The 13768-nt window shown below is 71.1% G+C and carries 16 protein-coding genes, 2 tRNA genes and 1 other RNA gene; 10 read left to right on the plus strand and 9 right to left on the minus strand.

Annotated features, from left to right (window positions below; all coding sequences use genetic code 11):
- Positions 1-22 precede the first annotated feature (22 nt).
- The gene (locus F4558_RS27845; protein WP_053654916.1) at positions 23-772 is read right to left on the minus strand and encodes a M23 family metallopeptidase; all 750 of its coding nucleotides are present in this window, start codon (positions 770-772) and stop codon (positions 23-25) included.
- Positions 773-835: 63 nt separating this feature from the next.
- Between F4558_RS27845 and F4558_RS27850 the strand changes: the two genes are divergently transcribed.
- From F4558_RS27850 to F4558_RS27865, 4 genes are all read left to right on the plus strand, one after another.
- Complete coding sequence (locus F4558_RS27850; protein ID WP_370469169.1) at positions 836-1228, plus strand: hypothetical protein; 393 nt, start codon at positions 836-838, stop codon at positions 1226-1228.
- A 114-nt stretch (positions 1229-1342) separates the two neighbouring features.
- Positions 1343-1510 (plus strand): hypothetical protein, encoded by a 168-nt coding sequence (locus F4558_RS27855; RefSeq protein WP_167946672.1) that lies wholly within the window; start codon positions 1343-1345, stop codon positions 1508-1510.
- A gap of 117 nt (positions 1511-1627) precedes the next feature.
- Entirely contained in the window at positions 1628-2155 is a 528-nt protein-coding gene (locus F4558_RS27860; RefSeq protein WP_053654914.1) for a tRNA adenosine deaminase-associated protein, read from the plus strand.
- A gap of 127 nt (positions 2156-2282) precedes the next feature.
- The gene (locus F4558_RS27865; RefSeq protein ID WP_197281508.1) at positions 2283-2759 is read left to right on the plus strand and encodes a nucleoside deaminase; all 477 of its coding nucleotides are present in this window, start codon (positions 2283-2285) and stop codon (positions 2757-2759) included.
- A gap of 31 nt (positions 2760-2790) precedes the next feature.
- On the opposite strand, the gene F4558_RS27870 is transcribed toward F4558_RS27865, so the two are convergent.
- The 3 genes from F4558_RS27870 to deoD form a co-directional block, all read right to left on the minus strand.
- Positions 2791-3288: an acyl-CoA thioesterase gene (locus F4558_RS27870; RefSeq protein ID WP_053654912.1), complete on the minus strand. Its 498-nt coding sequence runs from the start codon at positions 3286-3288 to the stop codon at positions 2791-2793.
- Positions 3285-3923, minus strand: coding sequence for a TetR/AcrR family transcriptional regulator (locus tag F4558_RS27875; RefSeq protein WP_167946674.1), 639 nt, complete (start codon positions 3921-3923; stop codon positions 3285-3287). The genes F4558_RS27870 and F4558_RS27875 overlap by 4 nt, the downstream gene beginning before the upstream one ends.
- Positions 3924-4056: 133 nt before the next feature.
- A complete protein-coding gene (gene deoD, locus F4558_RS27880; protein ID WP_167946676.1) occupies positions 4057-4764 on the minus strand; it encodes a purine-nucleoside phosphorylase in 708 nt (235 codons plus the stop codon).
- A gap of 75 nt (positions 4765-4839) precedes the next feature.
- Between deoD and F4558_RS27885 the strand changes: the two genes are divergently transcribed.
- Positions 4840-4929, plus strand: a tRNA-Ser gene (locus F4558_RS27885).
- 67 nt (positions 4930-4996) lie between these two features.
- Here F4558_RS27885 and F4558_RS27890 read toward each other — a convergent pair.
- Entirely contained in the window at positions 4997-5488 is a 492-nt protein-coding gene (locus tag F4558_RS27890; RefSeq protein WP_209274783.1) for a thioredoxin domain-containing protein, read from the minus strand.
- Positions 5489-5581: 93 nt separating this feature from the next.
- Entirely contained in the window at positions 5582-6136 is a 555-nt protein-coding gene (locus tag F4558_RS27895; RefSeq protein ID WP_167946680.1) for a hypothetical protein, read from the minus strand.
- Positions 6137-6258: 122 nt separating this feature from the next.
- Between F4558_RS27895 and F4558_RS27900 the strand changes: the two genes are divergently transcribed.
- Positions 6259-6897 (plus strand): DUF1349 domain-containing protein, encoded by a 639-nt coding sequence (locus F4558_RS27900; RefSeq protein WP_167946682.1) that lies wholly within the window; start codon positions 6259-6261, stop codon positions 6895-6897.
- A 192-nt stretch (positions 6898-7089) separates the two neighbouring features.
- On the opposite strand, the gene F4558_RS27905 is transcribed toward F4558_RS27900, so the two are convergent.
- Both F4558_RS27905 and F4558_RS27910 read right to left on the minus strand, forming a co-directional pair.
- Entirely contained in the window at positions 7090-7926 is an 837-nt protein-coding gene (locus tag F4558_RS27905) for a class I SAM-dependent methyltransferase (protein ID WP_167946684.1), read from the minus strand.
- Between the two features lie 76 nt (positions 7927-8002).
- Positions 8003-8087, minus strand: a tRNA-Ser gene (locus tag F4558_RS27910).
- 82 nt (positions 8088-8169) lie between these two features.
- On the opposite strand from F4558_RS27910, the gene ffs reads away from it, so the two are divergent.
- Both ffs and F4558_RS27920 read left to right on the plus strand, forming a co-directional pair.
- Positions 8170-8259: signal recognition particle sRNA small type (ffs, locus tag F4558_RS27915), an RNA gene on the plus strand.
- A gap of 191 nt (positions 8260-8450) precedes the next feature.
- Positions 8451-11519: a DNA polymerase III subunit gamma and tau gene (locus F4558_RS27920; RefSeq protein WP_167946686.1), complete on the plus strand. Its 3069-nt coding sequence runs from the start codon at positions 8451-8453 to the stop codon at positions 11517-11519.
- 80 nt (positions 11520-11599) lie between these two features.
- On the opposite strand, the gene F4558_RS27925 is transcribed toward F4558_RS27920, so the two are convergent.
- Entirely contained in the window at positions 11600-12334 is a 735-nt protein-coding gene (locus F4558_RS27925; RefSeq protein ID WP_167946688.1) for a DUF998 domain-containing protein, read from the minus strand.
- Positions 12335-12546: 212 nt separating this feature from the next.
- Between F4558_RS27925 and F4558_RS27930 the strand changes: the two genes are divergently transcribed.
- A complete protein-coding gene (locus F4558_RS27930; protein WP_030489880.1) occupies positions 12547-12855 on the plus strand; it encodes a YbaB/EbfC family nucleoid-associated protein in 309 nt (102 codons plus the stop codon).
- Between the two features lie 8 nt (positions 12856-12863).
- A complete protein-coding gene (recR, locus tag F4558_RS27935; RefSeq protein ID WP_053654896.1) occupies positions 12864-13457 on the plus strand; it encodes a recombination mediator RecR in 594 nt (197 codons plus the stop codon).
- The last annotated feature ends 311 nt before the right edge of the window (positions 13458-13768 follow it).

Here is a 13768-nt window from a genome sequence, read left to right on the forward strand (position 1 = left end):
AACCTAGCGGGTACGGGGCTCGTCAGGGAGCCTTCGGGCAGCCGTGTTTCCGCTGCCACGCGGTCACCTCGGCGGCCGGCTCACGATTGTCGCCGCGTCGCCACGAGTCCAGGTAACGCGCCGGCCAGAGCACGCCGCGCCGGATCCACCAACCGTCCTTGCCCGTACACGGCGGGGAGATGCCGAAGTGCACGTGACAGACGTTGTTGGCGTTTCCGGTGCGGCCCACCTTGCCGAGCTGCTGCCCGGCGCGGACCCGCACCCCGGCGTCGACACCCGCGGTCACCGCGCTCAGGTGCGAGCCGTAGTAGCGCACCCCGTCGTCGCCGAGCAGGGCCACCGACAGGCCGCCGTTGTCCGGCCCCTGCGGCCCGCGCTTGCGGTACCTGTCGACCCGGCTCACCTCCAGCACCGTCCCGTCGGTCACCGCCACGAACGGCTCCCCGCAGTCGGCGAAGATGTCCGTCGCCGGGTACGCGCCGTGCGTCGGGTGATAGGCGACGTCGTCGGCGCGTACCGGAAAGACGTGCCGCAGCCCGGCGCGGGGCGCTGTCGACGACGGCGCGGCCGACGACGGCGCCGGGCTTGCTGGCCCGCTCGCCGAGGGCGCCGGCGGCTGATCGGCGGTCTCCCAGACCGCAGGCGCGGTCGGCGTGGCGCTGCCCGCCGGAACCCCAGGCCGCGTGGTCGCGCAGCCGCCAGCCAGGACCGGGGCGAGCACCAGCAGAATCAGGTACGCCGGACGCACGCGGCGGATCGTCGGCGAGGGCATCCGGTCATCCTGGCAGACCGGTACCGTGGGCACGAGCGACGCGCGTGAGGGAGGGCAGCGACGGTGACCATCGCCCGACCCGGCCCCGACCGGGATCCCGGCTTCGCCGCGCACCCGTTGCCGCGTACCCCCTCGGGGTTGTTTCCGGCGGGGCCACCGACAAGGCCCACCTACCGCGAACCGCACCCGGTGACCGGCGGCGGCGTCGCGGCAGGCGGCGGCATGGCGGCGGCATGGCTGCTGCTGTTCGGCCTGCTCGGCACCGACCTGGCCACCTACGTGTGGTGGACGGTGTTCGCCGGCCTGCTGGCCTGGGCGACCGCCCTGGTGCTGGTCCGCTACGGCGATCGGGGAGTCGGCACCGGCGTGGCAATTGTCACCGCAGGTGGTTGGAGCATCGCCGCCGCCGTGGTGGCGGTGCGCTGGGCGGGCACCGGTGACTGGCCGTTGTGGTGAGTGGGCCTCCTGTGAGCGGGTCGCGCGGGCGCGGATGACTGCGCCGAGTGCCCGGTTGGCTGCGTAGCGAACGCCGTCTTGACGTGGCCGCCGAGACTCGGCACCCTCGGCGGTATGGCCTGGACCACCTCGCGGCAGGACCCGGATCGAAGCCGCCGTCGCCTCCAGTTGCTCGCCGAGTTGGCGGGCGCTCGGTCGGTACGACAGCGCACCCGGCCGCAGCGCCTGCGCACGGAGCGTCTACGTCAGCTCATCGCCACCCGTCGCCGCGTCGCCAGCTGATCCAATTTTGTCAGGTTTGGCCGGCCTGTCGGGGCGTTGACCGGTCGCCTGCCGACCCGACCGGCTAACGTGCACGCGTAAGAAGTCGGCGCTGTGCCGAGGGCTATTGGGGGGACCGTGTCGTACTTCGCTGCGGCCGTGGTGCGCGACGACAGCGGTTGGACCGCCGCTGAGGTCAACCTGCGGGGCGCCACCGACATCGACGAGATCGCCGATCGGCTGCGCGACGTCGACCTGGAGGCCGACGTGTCGCTGCTTTTCGTCGAGGCCGACGACGCGTACCTGGTGATCCTGCGTCTCGACGAGGGCGAGGACCTGCGGGTGTTCGGGTCGGACTCGGCGTTCGCCGAGGAGTCCCGGCTTGGTCAGTTGCTTGTGGGTGACCTGAAGACCTCGGTCACCGGGCTCGACGGCGACGACGAGCCCCGGCCGGCGGCCAGCGGCGACGAGGAGAGCGAGCAGCCCGCCGTCGACCCGGAGGCCGACCCGGTGGGCGAGGCGGACCTGCTGGCCAACCTGGGCATCCCGGCGCAGAAGCTGCTGAACCTCTGCACCCACGAGGGGATGTTGCCGGCGGACGTCACCGCCGAGATCTGCGAGGTGCTCGGCTGCTCCGACGAGGTCGAGGAGCTGCGTGAGGTCTGATCCAGTCGGGTCGGTGCCGACCGGCGGTGCGGAGCCGGCCGACGCCACTGATCCTCTGCTGGAGACGACTGGCGTACTCGGTCGGGCCGGGCCGGGTGCTCACGAAGGGCTGGCCGAGCCGGGGCAGATGGGCCGGCGGCAGCGACACGAGCTGTGGATGCGCCGGGCCCTGGAGGTCGCCGTCACCGGTCCGACCACCGACGACCCGGGCGCAGCCGACGTCGACGACGTGCCGGTGGGTGCCGTGCTCTACGGGCCGGACGGCACCGAACTCGCGATCGGGCGCAACGAACGGGAGCTGACCGGCGACCCGACGGCCCACGCCGAGGTGCTGGCCCTGCGCCGGGGTGCCGAACTCGCCGGCAGGTGGCGGCTGGACGGCTGCACCCTGGTTGTCACCCTGGAGCCGTGCACCATGTGCGCGGGGGCGTTGGTGCTGGCCCGGGTCTCCACAGTCGTCTTCGGCGCCTGGGAACCCAAGACCGGCGCGGCCGGCTCCCTCTGGGACGTGCTGCGTGACCGCCGGCTCAACCACCGACCCGAGGTGTACGGCGGCGTACTCGAAGCCGAAACCGCAGCCGTCCTGCGGGCGTTCTTCCGCTGATCCTTCCCCCTTGGGACGGACGCGGCTCAGGTCAGGCCACGGCGGCGGGGCGGAGCAGGGTGGCGGCCACCGCCCGCGCGGCCTCGGTCCACGGTGCCGGCCGTAGCGTCGCCGGGTCGAGGCGGACGATCGCCCGACGCCCCTCGGCGTGCACGTTGCTGCCGTCGACCGAGCGGAACTGGAAGGCGTACTCGGCGCTGCTGGCACCGAAGTGTTCGAGCCAGAAGTGCACCGCCACCGGCCCTGTCGTGACGATCGGCGCCCGGTAGCTGATGGTGAACTCGCGGACCGCGTGGAACAGGTCCGGCGGGGTGGCGCTGCCCCGGTAGGCAAGCCCGCGTTCGGTCCAGTACGGCGTCAGGGCACGTTCCAGCAGCACCGCGTACCGGGCGTTGTGCAGGATTCCCATCGCGTCGAGGTCGTCGAAGTGCACAGTGACGTGCTCGACGTGCCCGAATTCGACGGCGGGCTGGCCGGTGACCGCGGGCTGGTCGGCGATGGCGGGCTGGTCGGCGACTGCGTTGCTCATGTGGGGCCTTCCGTTAGCAGGGCGGGGTCGGGGCAGAGCGCCCGTAGGCGGTTCAGCAGGCCGGCGCGGGCATGCCGGTAGGCGGCGTCCGGGTCGAGCATCCGGGAGCTCATGGCTGCTGCCATCCCGAGCGCGTCGATCTCGTACGCCAACTGCGGGACGTCCAGGTCGGCGGGGAGTTCGCCGACGTCGACCGCCTGCTGCACGAGGTTTTCGAGGAACGCCGTCCACCGTGTGTACGCCTCGGCGAGCCGGTCGCGGACCGGGCCGGGGCGGGCGTTGAACTCGAACTGGGTGTTGGCGAAGAAGCAGCCGCCGGGGAGTACGCCTGTGGCGTAGAAGTCGAGGCGGGCGTCGTGCAGCGCGCGGAGCCGTCGTACGCCCTGCGGGGCGAGCAACGCCGGTGCGATCACCCGCTCCCGCCAGAGCGCCACCGCCCTGTCGATCGCGGCGAGCTGTAGGGCTTCCTTCGACCGCCAGTGCGCGAAGAGGCCCGATTTGCTCACGCCAAGTGTGTCGGCGAGCTGGGCGAGGCTGAGCCCGTCCAGGCCGGACTCGGTGGCGAGCACAACTGCCGCGTCAAGCGCGGCATTGCGGCTGCGCTCACCTCGGGCGAGGCGTCCGTCGACGGTCATGCGGACACCGTACTCAATAAGCACGATCGGTCGTATTGTTTTAGTCGGTGACCGTCGTCACCCTCTCGCCCCGCGGAAACACGCCGCCCCGCCGTCCATCCGGACGGCGGGGCGGCAGAGATGCGACGAAGGGTCAGGCGACGATCGTGTCGAGGGCGATCTCGACCATCTGGCTGAAGGTCTGCTCCCGCTCCTCCGACGTGGTCTTCTCGCCGGTCTTGATGTGGTCGCTGACGGTCAACACGGTGAGCGCGCGAGCCTTGAACCGGGCGGCGATCGTGTAGAGCGCCGCCGACTCCATCTCCACCGCCAGCACGCCGTAGTCGGCAAGCGTGTCGTAGAGGTCCGGCCGATCCGTGTAGAAGGCGTCCGCCGCCAGGATCGGCCCGACGCGCATCGCGATGCCGCGCCGCTCAGCCACCTCGACCGAGGTACGCAGCAGCCCGAAATCGGCCACCGGCGCGTAGTCGATCAACCCGTCGAACCGCATCCGGTTCATGTTCGAGTCGGTGGACGAGCCGATCGCCGCGACCACGTCCCGCAGTTGCAGGTCGGCGCTGAGAGCGCCGCAGGAGCCGACCCGGATCAGGGTCTTCACGCCGTACTCGTTGATCAACTCGTGGGCGTAGATGGAGGCGGACGGCATACCCATGCCGGAGCCCTGGACGGAGACCTCGACGCCGTTCCAGCGGCCGGTGAAACCCAGCATGCCCCGAACCGTCGAGTAGCAGGTGGCACCCTCGAGGTAGGTCTCCGCGATCCACTTGGCCCGCAGGGGGTCGCCCGGCATCAGGACCCGCTCAGCGATCTCGCCCGGCTTCGCGCCGATGTGCGTACTCATGGCAAAGATCCTGCCAGGCCGACTCGGGTGATACCGGTTCGGCGTGGGAACCGGCGGTCCTGTACCCTCGTCGGCGGTGGCGTGTCCGAGTGGCCTAAGGAGCACGCCTCGAAAGCGTGTGAGGGTTTACGCCCTCCGCGGGTTCAAATCCCGCCGCCACCGCCAGTGAACAGCGAGAACGCCCGGCAGATCCGCGAGGATCGACCGGGCGTTCCGCGTTCTGCCCCACGATTCAGCAGGGGCCCGCTCCCTCGTCGAAGAGGCGGCGGGCCCAGTCGGCGTACCCGGCGATGGTCTTCTGGACCGTGCGCCCGTCGTGCAGGAACAGGTACGCGCGGTCGCCGGTGCGGGCGAGCAGCCCGTCGAGGCGGTGTGTCCCCTGTGGAGCGGGCAACCTGGTGACAGTTGGGTAGCGCGACCAGACCTGGTCGACGGGTGAGCCGGTCGTTATGCCCTCGGGTGTCCGCATGGGGTCGCCGGCCCACAGCAGCACCAGTTTGGTCTCCACGAAGACGGGGCTCACCGTGTCGTGGCCGGTGAGCGTCGGCCCGCAGCCGTCCAGGTCGGTACGCAGGATGCCCCGGCGGGTCAGCTCGTCCTCGGTGTCGCCGAACTCGATGTTGCGCAGGCCGTTCAGGTCGACGACCTCGTTGGTGGCGGGCCAGTTGGCCGGGGTCGACCCGGGTGGTGGCGCGCCGCTGCCGGCGATCGAGGCAGCAGTCATCAGCATGGCAATAAACGCGAATTGTCGCAATTTCATGGAATCCCCCCGGTCCCCAACGGGAGCGGGCCGCTCAGGTTGCTGCCAGTCGCCGGATTACTGGTTTTCCCACTGCTCGACCAGCTCGTCCCAGTAGTCGGCACTGAGCCTCCGCCGCCCGTGCGCCAGCCAACCGTCGGTGCTGCGCTCCAGGTGCAAGCCCACCTCGGCGAACGGATCGATCCACGCGCCCCGCTCGACGCCGAGCCGGAGGAGTGCCGCGTTTATCGGCCACTGCTCGCGCGGCCCGTCCAGCACGTCGTCGAAGCACGGACCCCACGACACCGCGCCGCCGAGCCACACCATCGCCGACTGGTAGCCGGCGCCGCCGCCGAACTCCGCCTCGACGTACGCCAGCGGCCCCAGACCTGACCATCCGCTCAGCAATTCGGTCAGCACCGGCGACAGGACCAGCCCGAACGGATGCTCGGCCGTGCGGTCGTCCACCGCGAAGTCCGGCAGTGACCCGGTCAGCTCCACCACCAACTGCGGGGTCACCGGCAGCAGCGCGAAGTCCTGCCGCAGCTCGCCGAGGACCGCGTGGTCCAGCTCGGCGGTGTGCTCGCGGAGCAGCTCGGCGTCCGCGACGACCGCGCTGAGCTGGTAACCCATCGAACCCTCCGCCGTCCACAGCCTGTGGATAGAACATGTGTACGACGGCGTCGCCCGGCGTCGATATCCCGGACCGTACCCGGTCTGGCGTCCTGCCCGGCGGCGGGCTGTACGGTCGGCCAATGGCTGATCGACTGACCGTCCCCGGCATGCCGTCCCTGCTCACGCCCTCGTCCGCGGGGCTGTGGCGGATCGACGAGTCAGCGGGTGCGGTGACGGTGTCGGCGGAGCCGCGCACGGACATCTTCATCGACCCGAGCGGCGATGGCGTCGAGGCGGGCGGGGGCCCCGCGCCTGTCCTCAACGCGGCGACGCTGCTCGGTGACCTGCCTCCGGTGGGTGATTTCCAGTTCAGCGCCCGGGTCACAGTGGAGTTCGCCTCGACCTTCGACGCCGGAGTGCTCCTGCTCTGGCGCGACGAGCGGTGCTGGGGCAAGTTGTGCTTCGAGTCCTCGCCCGAGGCCGAGCCCATGATCGTGTCGGTCATCTGTCGAGGGGTCGCCGACGACGCGAACGCCTTCGTCGTACCCGACCGGACGGTGTGGCTGCGGGTCTCGCGGATCGGCCGGGTCTACGCGTACCACGCCTCGGTCGACGGCACGACCTGGCAGTTGATCCGCGTGTTCGGCTTCGACGGCGACCCGTCCGGCGACCGGATCGGCTTCGCCGGCCAGTCACCGACCGGCGAAGGATGCAGCGCTACCTTCGACCAGATCAGCTTCCGGCCGGAACGGCTCGCCGACCTCCGCGACGGCTCCTGACCGCCGTCCACAGCCTGTGGATAGAACATGTGTACGACGGGCTCCGGCCGGGTCGGCATCGATCCCCGGATCGCTCAACCAGCCGTTCGGCCGGGACGGTGAAACCGAACCGAATCTTGGACAGTTTCCGTTAGCCGCTAACGGAAACTGTCCAAGATCTCGTGTCCTGGGGTCGCCCTCGAGGCAAGGTGGTCAGGTACGCCAGATCGACGCGGCCACCTCGCGCCGACGCTCGGCGAACAGGCCGTCCCGTGCCGCCGTTTCCAGCAGCTGACGTAGGTCCGACTCGAACGCGGGGAGCCGTCCACCGAACAGGTGCGGCGCCGAACTGGACAGCGAGAACACCGCCGACATGACCTCCTCGACGCGGCGTTCCACGACCATTCCCTGGTCGATCGTGAGATGAGTGGGGTCGGCGAAGCCCGCCTGCCGCATGATCTCGTCCTCGCCGCCCGGGGTGCCCGCCGGCAGCCACCCCTGCCCCGCCCGGCGGGCCGGCCCCAGATAGCTGGCGACCAGGTCGTCGACCTGCCGCCACGGTGGCCGGGGGTACGGCAGCGGGTCGTCCCCCGTCACGCCCTGGTGCGTGTTGGCGTGGACGTGGACCCACGCCCCGCCGGGCACGAGCATGCTCCGGACCCGACCGGCCACCAGCGGCCGGTCCATCCAGTGGAACGACTGGGCGAACGTGACCACCCGGAACGTACCCAGATCGGCCGGCAGTTCCTCGGCGCGCAAATGTCGCCACTCGACGCTTGTCAGTCCCACCTCGCGCGCCCTGCGGCCCGCCTCGACGAGCATGTCCCGGTCGGCGTCGACGCCCACCGCCGCCTCGAACAGGGGCGCGAGCAGCAGCGTCAACGACCCCGGCCCGCAGCCGACGTCCAGGAGCCGGCCGGTGCCGTCGAGCCCGAGTGCCGTCGCGACGGCGTCCGCGAGGCTGGGCGGGTACGGCATGCGTCCGACGCTGTAGTGACTGGCGCTGCCCGCGTACAACGTCTCGTCCCACTGCCACGCCGCGTCGGTCACGGCATCGATGAGACCACAAGACGAACGCCCGGCCGACCGATAAAGGTCTGCCGGGCGTTCGTGCTGCTCAAGCGAGCGGAGGATACGAGATTCGAACTCGTGAGGGTGTAAACCCAACACGCTTTCCAAGCGTGCGCCCTAGGCCTCTAGGCGAATCCTCCGCGAGCCAGAATACAGGCCCTCGTCGGCTGGGCCACCCCACCACCCCCTGAAGATCGACGGGCCGTCGGGTAGGCTGGGCGTCACCTCCCGTGCGGCGGTATCTCGTGAACCTCCCCAGGGCCGGAAGGCAGCAAGGATAAGCGAGCTCTGCCGGGTGCACGGGAGGCCTTTTTGTCTGCGGGCCGGTTGATCCACTCGACATCCTTGATGTCGGGGTGTCCCGGGCCTGCGGACACCCCGATTTCCAGGAAGACGGGTCGATCAAGCGCGGCAACCTCCGGCAACCCCAGCGCGCCGGGGTGGTGGGTGGTCACCCGCGCCCGACCGGCGCAGAATGGCTCGGTCGAGAGGAGGCGGGACGAGTGACGCTGGCGCTCTACCGCAAGTACCGGCCGCGTACCTTCGCCGAGGTCATCGGTCAGGAGCACGTGACCGAGCCGTTGTCGCAGGCGCTGCGCAGCGGCCGGCTCAACCACGCCTATCTCTTCTCCGGCCCTCGTGGCTGCGGCAAGACGTCAAGCGCCCGGATCCTGGCCCGCTCGCTCAACTGCGAGCAGGGCCCCACCCCCGAGCCGTGCGGCAAGTGCGAGTCCTGCCGCTCACTGGCCAACGACGGCGGCGGATCCATCGACGTGATCGAGATCGACGCGGCAAGCCACGGCGGTGTCGACGACGCCCGTGAGCTGCGCGAGCGCGCGTTCTTCGCGCCGGCCAGCAGCCGCTTCAAGATCTACGTGATCGACGAGGCGCACATGGTCTCGACACAGGGCTTCAACGCCCTGCTCAAGCTCGTCGAGGAGCCCCCGGAGTACGTCAAGTTCATCTTCGCCACCACCGAACCGGAGAAGGTCCTCGGCACTATCCGGTCGCGGACCCACCACTACCCGTTCCGGCTGATCCCGCCGAAGGTGCTCCGCCCGTACCTCGAGCAACTCACCCAGGCCGAGGGCGTCGCGGTCGAACCGGCGGTCTTCCCGCTCGTGGTCCGTGCCGGTGGCGGCAGCGCCCGGGACAGCCTCTCCGTGCTCGACCAGCTCATCGCTGGCGCCGGCCCCGAAGGCGTCAGCTACGCGCGGGCCGCGGCCCTGCTCGGGGTCACCGACGCCGCGCTCATCGACGAGATGTGCGACGCGCTGGCCGCCGGGGATGGCGCCGCCGCGTACGCCACGGTCGACCGGGTGGCCGAGGCCGGCCACGACCCACGCCGGTTCGCAGCCGATCTGCTGGAGCGGCTGCGCGACCTGATCGTGCTGCAGCAGGTGCCGGACGCCGCCGCGAAGGGCCTCATCGACGGCCCCGCCGACCAGATCGAGCGGATGGCCGCCCAAGCCTCCCAGCTCGGCCCGGGCACGCTGTCCCGCTGCGCCGACATCGTCCACGACGGCCTGGTGGAGATGCGCGGCACCACCGCGCCCCGGCTGCTGCTGGAGCTGATCTGCGCCCGGATGCTCCTGCCCGGCGCCGACGACTCCACCCGCGGCCTGCTCCAACGCCTGGAACGCATGGAGCGCCGTCTCACCCTGACCGGCACCGACGCGCCGCCGGCCGCCGCAACCAACCCAGGGGTACGCCCACAGCAAGCCCCTCCGGTTCCGGCTGCCGCACCGACCTCTGCACCGCCATGGTCCGTCGACCCGGTGGCGCCCTCGGCGCAGACCACCGCTGCCTCGGGTGTTACCGATTCCGGCTCTGCCGCGTCGCATGCTGCGGGTGTCGACTCGCCGATCGCGGTGTCGCCCGGCGCGTCAGCCGGCGGGCAGGCAGTCGCCGATCGGGCCGTACCCGTCTCGCCCGCCGGGCCGGGCACCGGCTCGCCGGCCCCACGCCGTGTGGTGCCGCCGTCGGCGGTGCTACCCGACCCGGCCACGCCCGAGCCGCCTCGACCGGGTGCGCCGGCCGCTGCGCTGGACGCGGTAGCGGTCCGACGGGTCTGGCCCGACGTGGTCGGCAAGGTCAACCGGACCAACAAGCGGATCGCCGCCCTCATGCGCGACGCCGTGGTACGCGAACTCGACGGCGACATGCTGGTGTTGACGGTGAAGTCGACAGTGCTGGCCAAGATGATGGCCGACCACGCGGCGGTGCTCACCGATGCGCTCTACGAGGAGTTGGGCGGGCGCTGGCAGATCCGCTGCGAGGTGGCCGGCGAACGGGGCGCCGCGTCGCTGTCCGGCCCGCCGCGCTCGCAGCCAGCCGCACCGGCCCGTCCCGCCGCACCGCCGGCCGCACCTGCCGAGCCGTCGGCACCGAATCCATCTGCCGCAGTCGCAACGCCGGGCACGGAGCCGGCCGCGACGAGCCTGAACGCCCCGTCGGGCGCACCGGGTGCCTCGAACATGCACGGCGCTGCCGCCGCAGGCGCGCAACCCGCCTCGGGGAACGTGCACGCCACGTCGGGCGCGCAGCCCGCGACGAGCATCAACACCACTGCTGCTCCGCCGAGCGCTCAGCCCACCGCGCGGATATCAACCGCCGCTTCCGGCCCGACCAGCGCGCCGCCTGCCCAAGCGAATCCGACAGGCGTCGCCGGCCCGGGTGCCCGTGGCGGCGTAGCTGCTGGAACGGGTGCGCCCGGTGGCCAGGGCTCCGGGGGACCCGCCTCCGGTAGCCACGGCAACGGTGGCCTGGGCTCTAGTGGCCTGGGCTCCGGCGGCCACGGTGCGGGCCAGCAGGGTGGAGCGCCGCCCACCGCTGCGGCGGATGACGATGACGACTGGCCGGAGGCGGCCCGCCCCGGCGGCGATGCCGCCGCTGCCGAGGCGACGGATGACGAGGACTGGCCGGAGGCCGCCCGTCCGGGTGGCGTGTCGGCCGGAAGCGACGCGGGCACCGGCGCACTTGACGGCTCCGGCTCGGCGCCTACAGCGACCGGCACGCACGGCACGGGCACTATCGGCACCGGCAGTAACGCCACGGGCACTATCGGCACGGGCAGCAACGCCACGGGCACTATCGGCACGGGCAGCAACGGTGCCGGCGGTCACGGCACCGGCGCGCACAGCGCTGGAGCAGGTAATTCCGGTCCAGCCGCCAGCGGCGGTAACCCGGGGGCGCGCGGGAACTCGGCACCGGCGGCCCGGCAGCCGGCTTCAGCCGGTGGTGCCCCGGTGAGCAGTGCCATCGCCGCAGCTCGCGCGGCGGCTGCGGGGCGCGGTGCGCGTACCGCATCGGCAGGCCGGCCTCCCGCGGACGCCGAATGGGCCGGCGAACCGCCCTACGACCCGGACTTCGACGGACCGTTGCGGGGCGGGCGGCCCGGCGCGGCGGCACCGGCGGCGACGCCCACCTACGAGGGATTCGACCCGGGCGACGAGCCGTTGGACGAGGTCATCGACGAGAAGACCGCCCGGGAGTCCAGCGAGGAGCAGGCGGTACGGCTGCTCCGCGAGACGTTCGGCGCCGAGAAGATCGACGAGGTCGACGCCCGCTAGTCAAACCGTGCGCGCCCCAACCTCGCCCGTCCCAACCTCGCGCGTCGATCATGGAGTTGTGGTGGGGGACAAACCACCCTTCACTGATCAAAGCGGGCACCACAACTCCATGATCGACGGGGCGAGGGTGGGACGGGCAGGGCGGGGCTAGGCGGGGCAGGGGCGCCGGGGGCTGGGGTTGGAGTTTCGGCTAGTAGGACTCCTGCACAGCAGGCCCACAGGGGGAACGGGAGTACGGCTATGCGTTCCATGCCTCCTACCCCGATCCCTATGCCTTGTTGGGCGGCGAACAGCACTGTTCCTACCAGCGCGGTGAGCCCGGCGGCGAGGGTGAGCCGCCGCCACCGGCCGAGCAGTGTGCTGCCTGGGGCGAAGCCGGCGAGGAGCAGGCCGATGTTGCCCACTCCCATGATCAGGAACGCGCCGAGGACGTGCAGGTTCTCGTCGACGTCGGCCGGGTAGCGGGCGGCGAGGGCGTACCCGATGGTGGCCAGCAGTAGCAGCGCCTGGGCCGAGCGGACCACACCGCCGCGACCGAGGATGCGCCAGGTCAGCAGGAGGCCGACGGCGAGGAGTGCGGCGGTGGCCAGCATCGCGGTGTTCATCAGCGGGTGCCAGGGCGAGCAGACGTAGCGGGGGCGGGTGGTGTCCCAGATCCCGCAGTGGACGTTGCCGAGGTCGCTGATGTTGTTGGTGGCCCAGCTGTAGGTGGGGTCCTGCCAGCGCAGGCCGGTCACCAGGTTGGCGACCAGGAAGACCGGTGCCGCGGCCACCAAGCACAACGCGCCGACGCGGCCGGTGCGGTTGAGATTCATGACGTCGAGCAGACCAGCGCGGCGGTGCCCGGCGCACTACCGCCAGATGGCCGATTGAGGGTGGTGGTAGCCGTACCCGGGGTCGTTCCGGCTGCTCGGCGTGGGCGCGCGCACCGGGCGGGGCGGGGGCGGCCACAGCGGTTAGGCTGGGCGGCGGCCGAGCAGACGAGTGCGAGAAGGAGCCATCCGTGCGCCCAGGTGGACAGCCGAACATGCAGCAGATGCTGAAGCAGGCGCAGAAGATGCAGCAGCAGATCGCCGCCGCGCAGGCCGAGTTGGCCGAGGCCGAGCTGACCGGTACGGCGGGCGGTGGACTTGTCACCGCGACCGTGTCCGGCTCCGGTGAGCTGAAGGCGATCAAGATCGACCCGAAGGCCGTCGACGCGGACGACGTTGAGACGCTTGAGGACCTTGTGGTTGCGGCCGTGCACAACGCCGCCGAGGCCGCACGGGAGCTGACCGAGCGCAAGATGGGCCCGGTCGCCGGTGGCATGGGCGGCCTCGGCCTGCCCGGTTTCTGAGCCGGCAGATGTACGAAGGTGCCATCCAGGACCTGATCGACGAGCTCGGTCGGCTGCCGGGCGTCGGCCCGAAGAGCGCTCAGCGGATCGCGTTCCACGTCCTGTCGGCGGATCCGGCCGACGTCAACCGGCTGGCCGGCGCGCTGCGCAAGGTCAAGGAGCTGGTGCGGTTCTGCACGACCTGCTACAACGTGGCCGAGTCCGAGCAGTGCCGGATCTGCCGCGACCCGCGCCGCACCAACGAGGTGCTGTGCGTGGTCGAGGAGCCCAAGGACGTGGTGGCCATCGAGCGGACCGGCGAGTTCCGGGGTCGCTACCACGTGCTCGGCGGCGCGATCAATCCGCTGGAGGGGATCGGGCCGGACAACCTGCGTATCCGGGAGTTGCTGATCCGGCTCGGTGACGGGACGGTGCGGGAGTTGATCCTTGCCACCGACCCGAACACCGAGGGCGAGGCGACCGCCACCTACCTGGCGCTGATGGTGAAGCCCATGGGCATCGCGGTGACCCGGTTGGCCAGTGGGCTGCCGGTCGGGGGCGACCTGGAGTACGCCGACGAGATCACCCTTGGTCGGGCCTTCGAGGGGCGCCGGGCAGTCTGAAATCCGTTTCGTGCAGCCGATGGTCGGCACCCGGTCCGGGTGCCGACCATCACCACGTCATGCCCTTGTCGCTGCCCTGAATTGATCTGACACCTGCGTGCTCATCGGGCCGGTTAGACGTAACAGTTTGGCATCGTGGATTCAGATTGTTCGGTGCAGAGCGATGTTGGCCTTCGATTCGAATGTCAAACGGCTGTTGGGGCACGATCCGATACCAACCGTCCACCCGCCTGTTTCCGGCTGGACGCCACGGGAGCTATGGTCACCGCCATCGGTGACCCCTGTCACCACGTTGTCCGTACCCCCAAGGA

It is taken from the genome of Micromonospora profundi (genome assembly GCF_011927785.1).
In the GTDB taxonomy this organism is placed as follows: domain Bacteria; phylum Actinomycetota; class Actinomycetes; order Mycobacteriales; family Micromonosporaceae; genus Micromonospora; species Micromonospora profundi.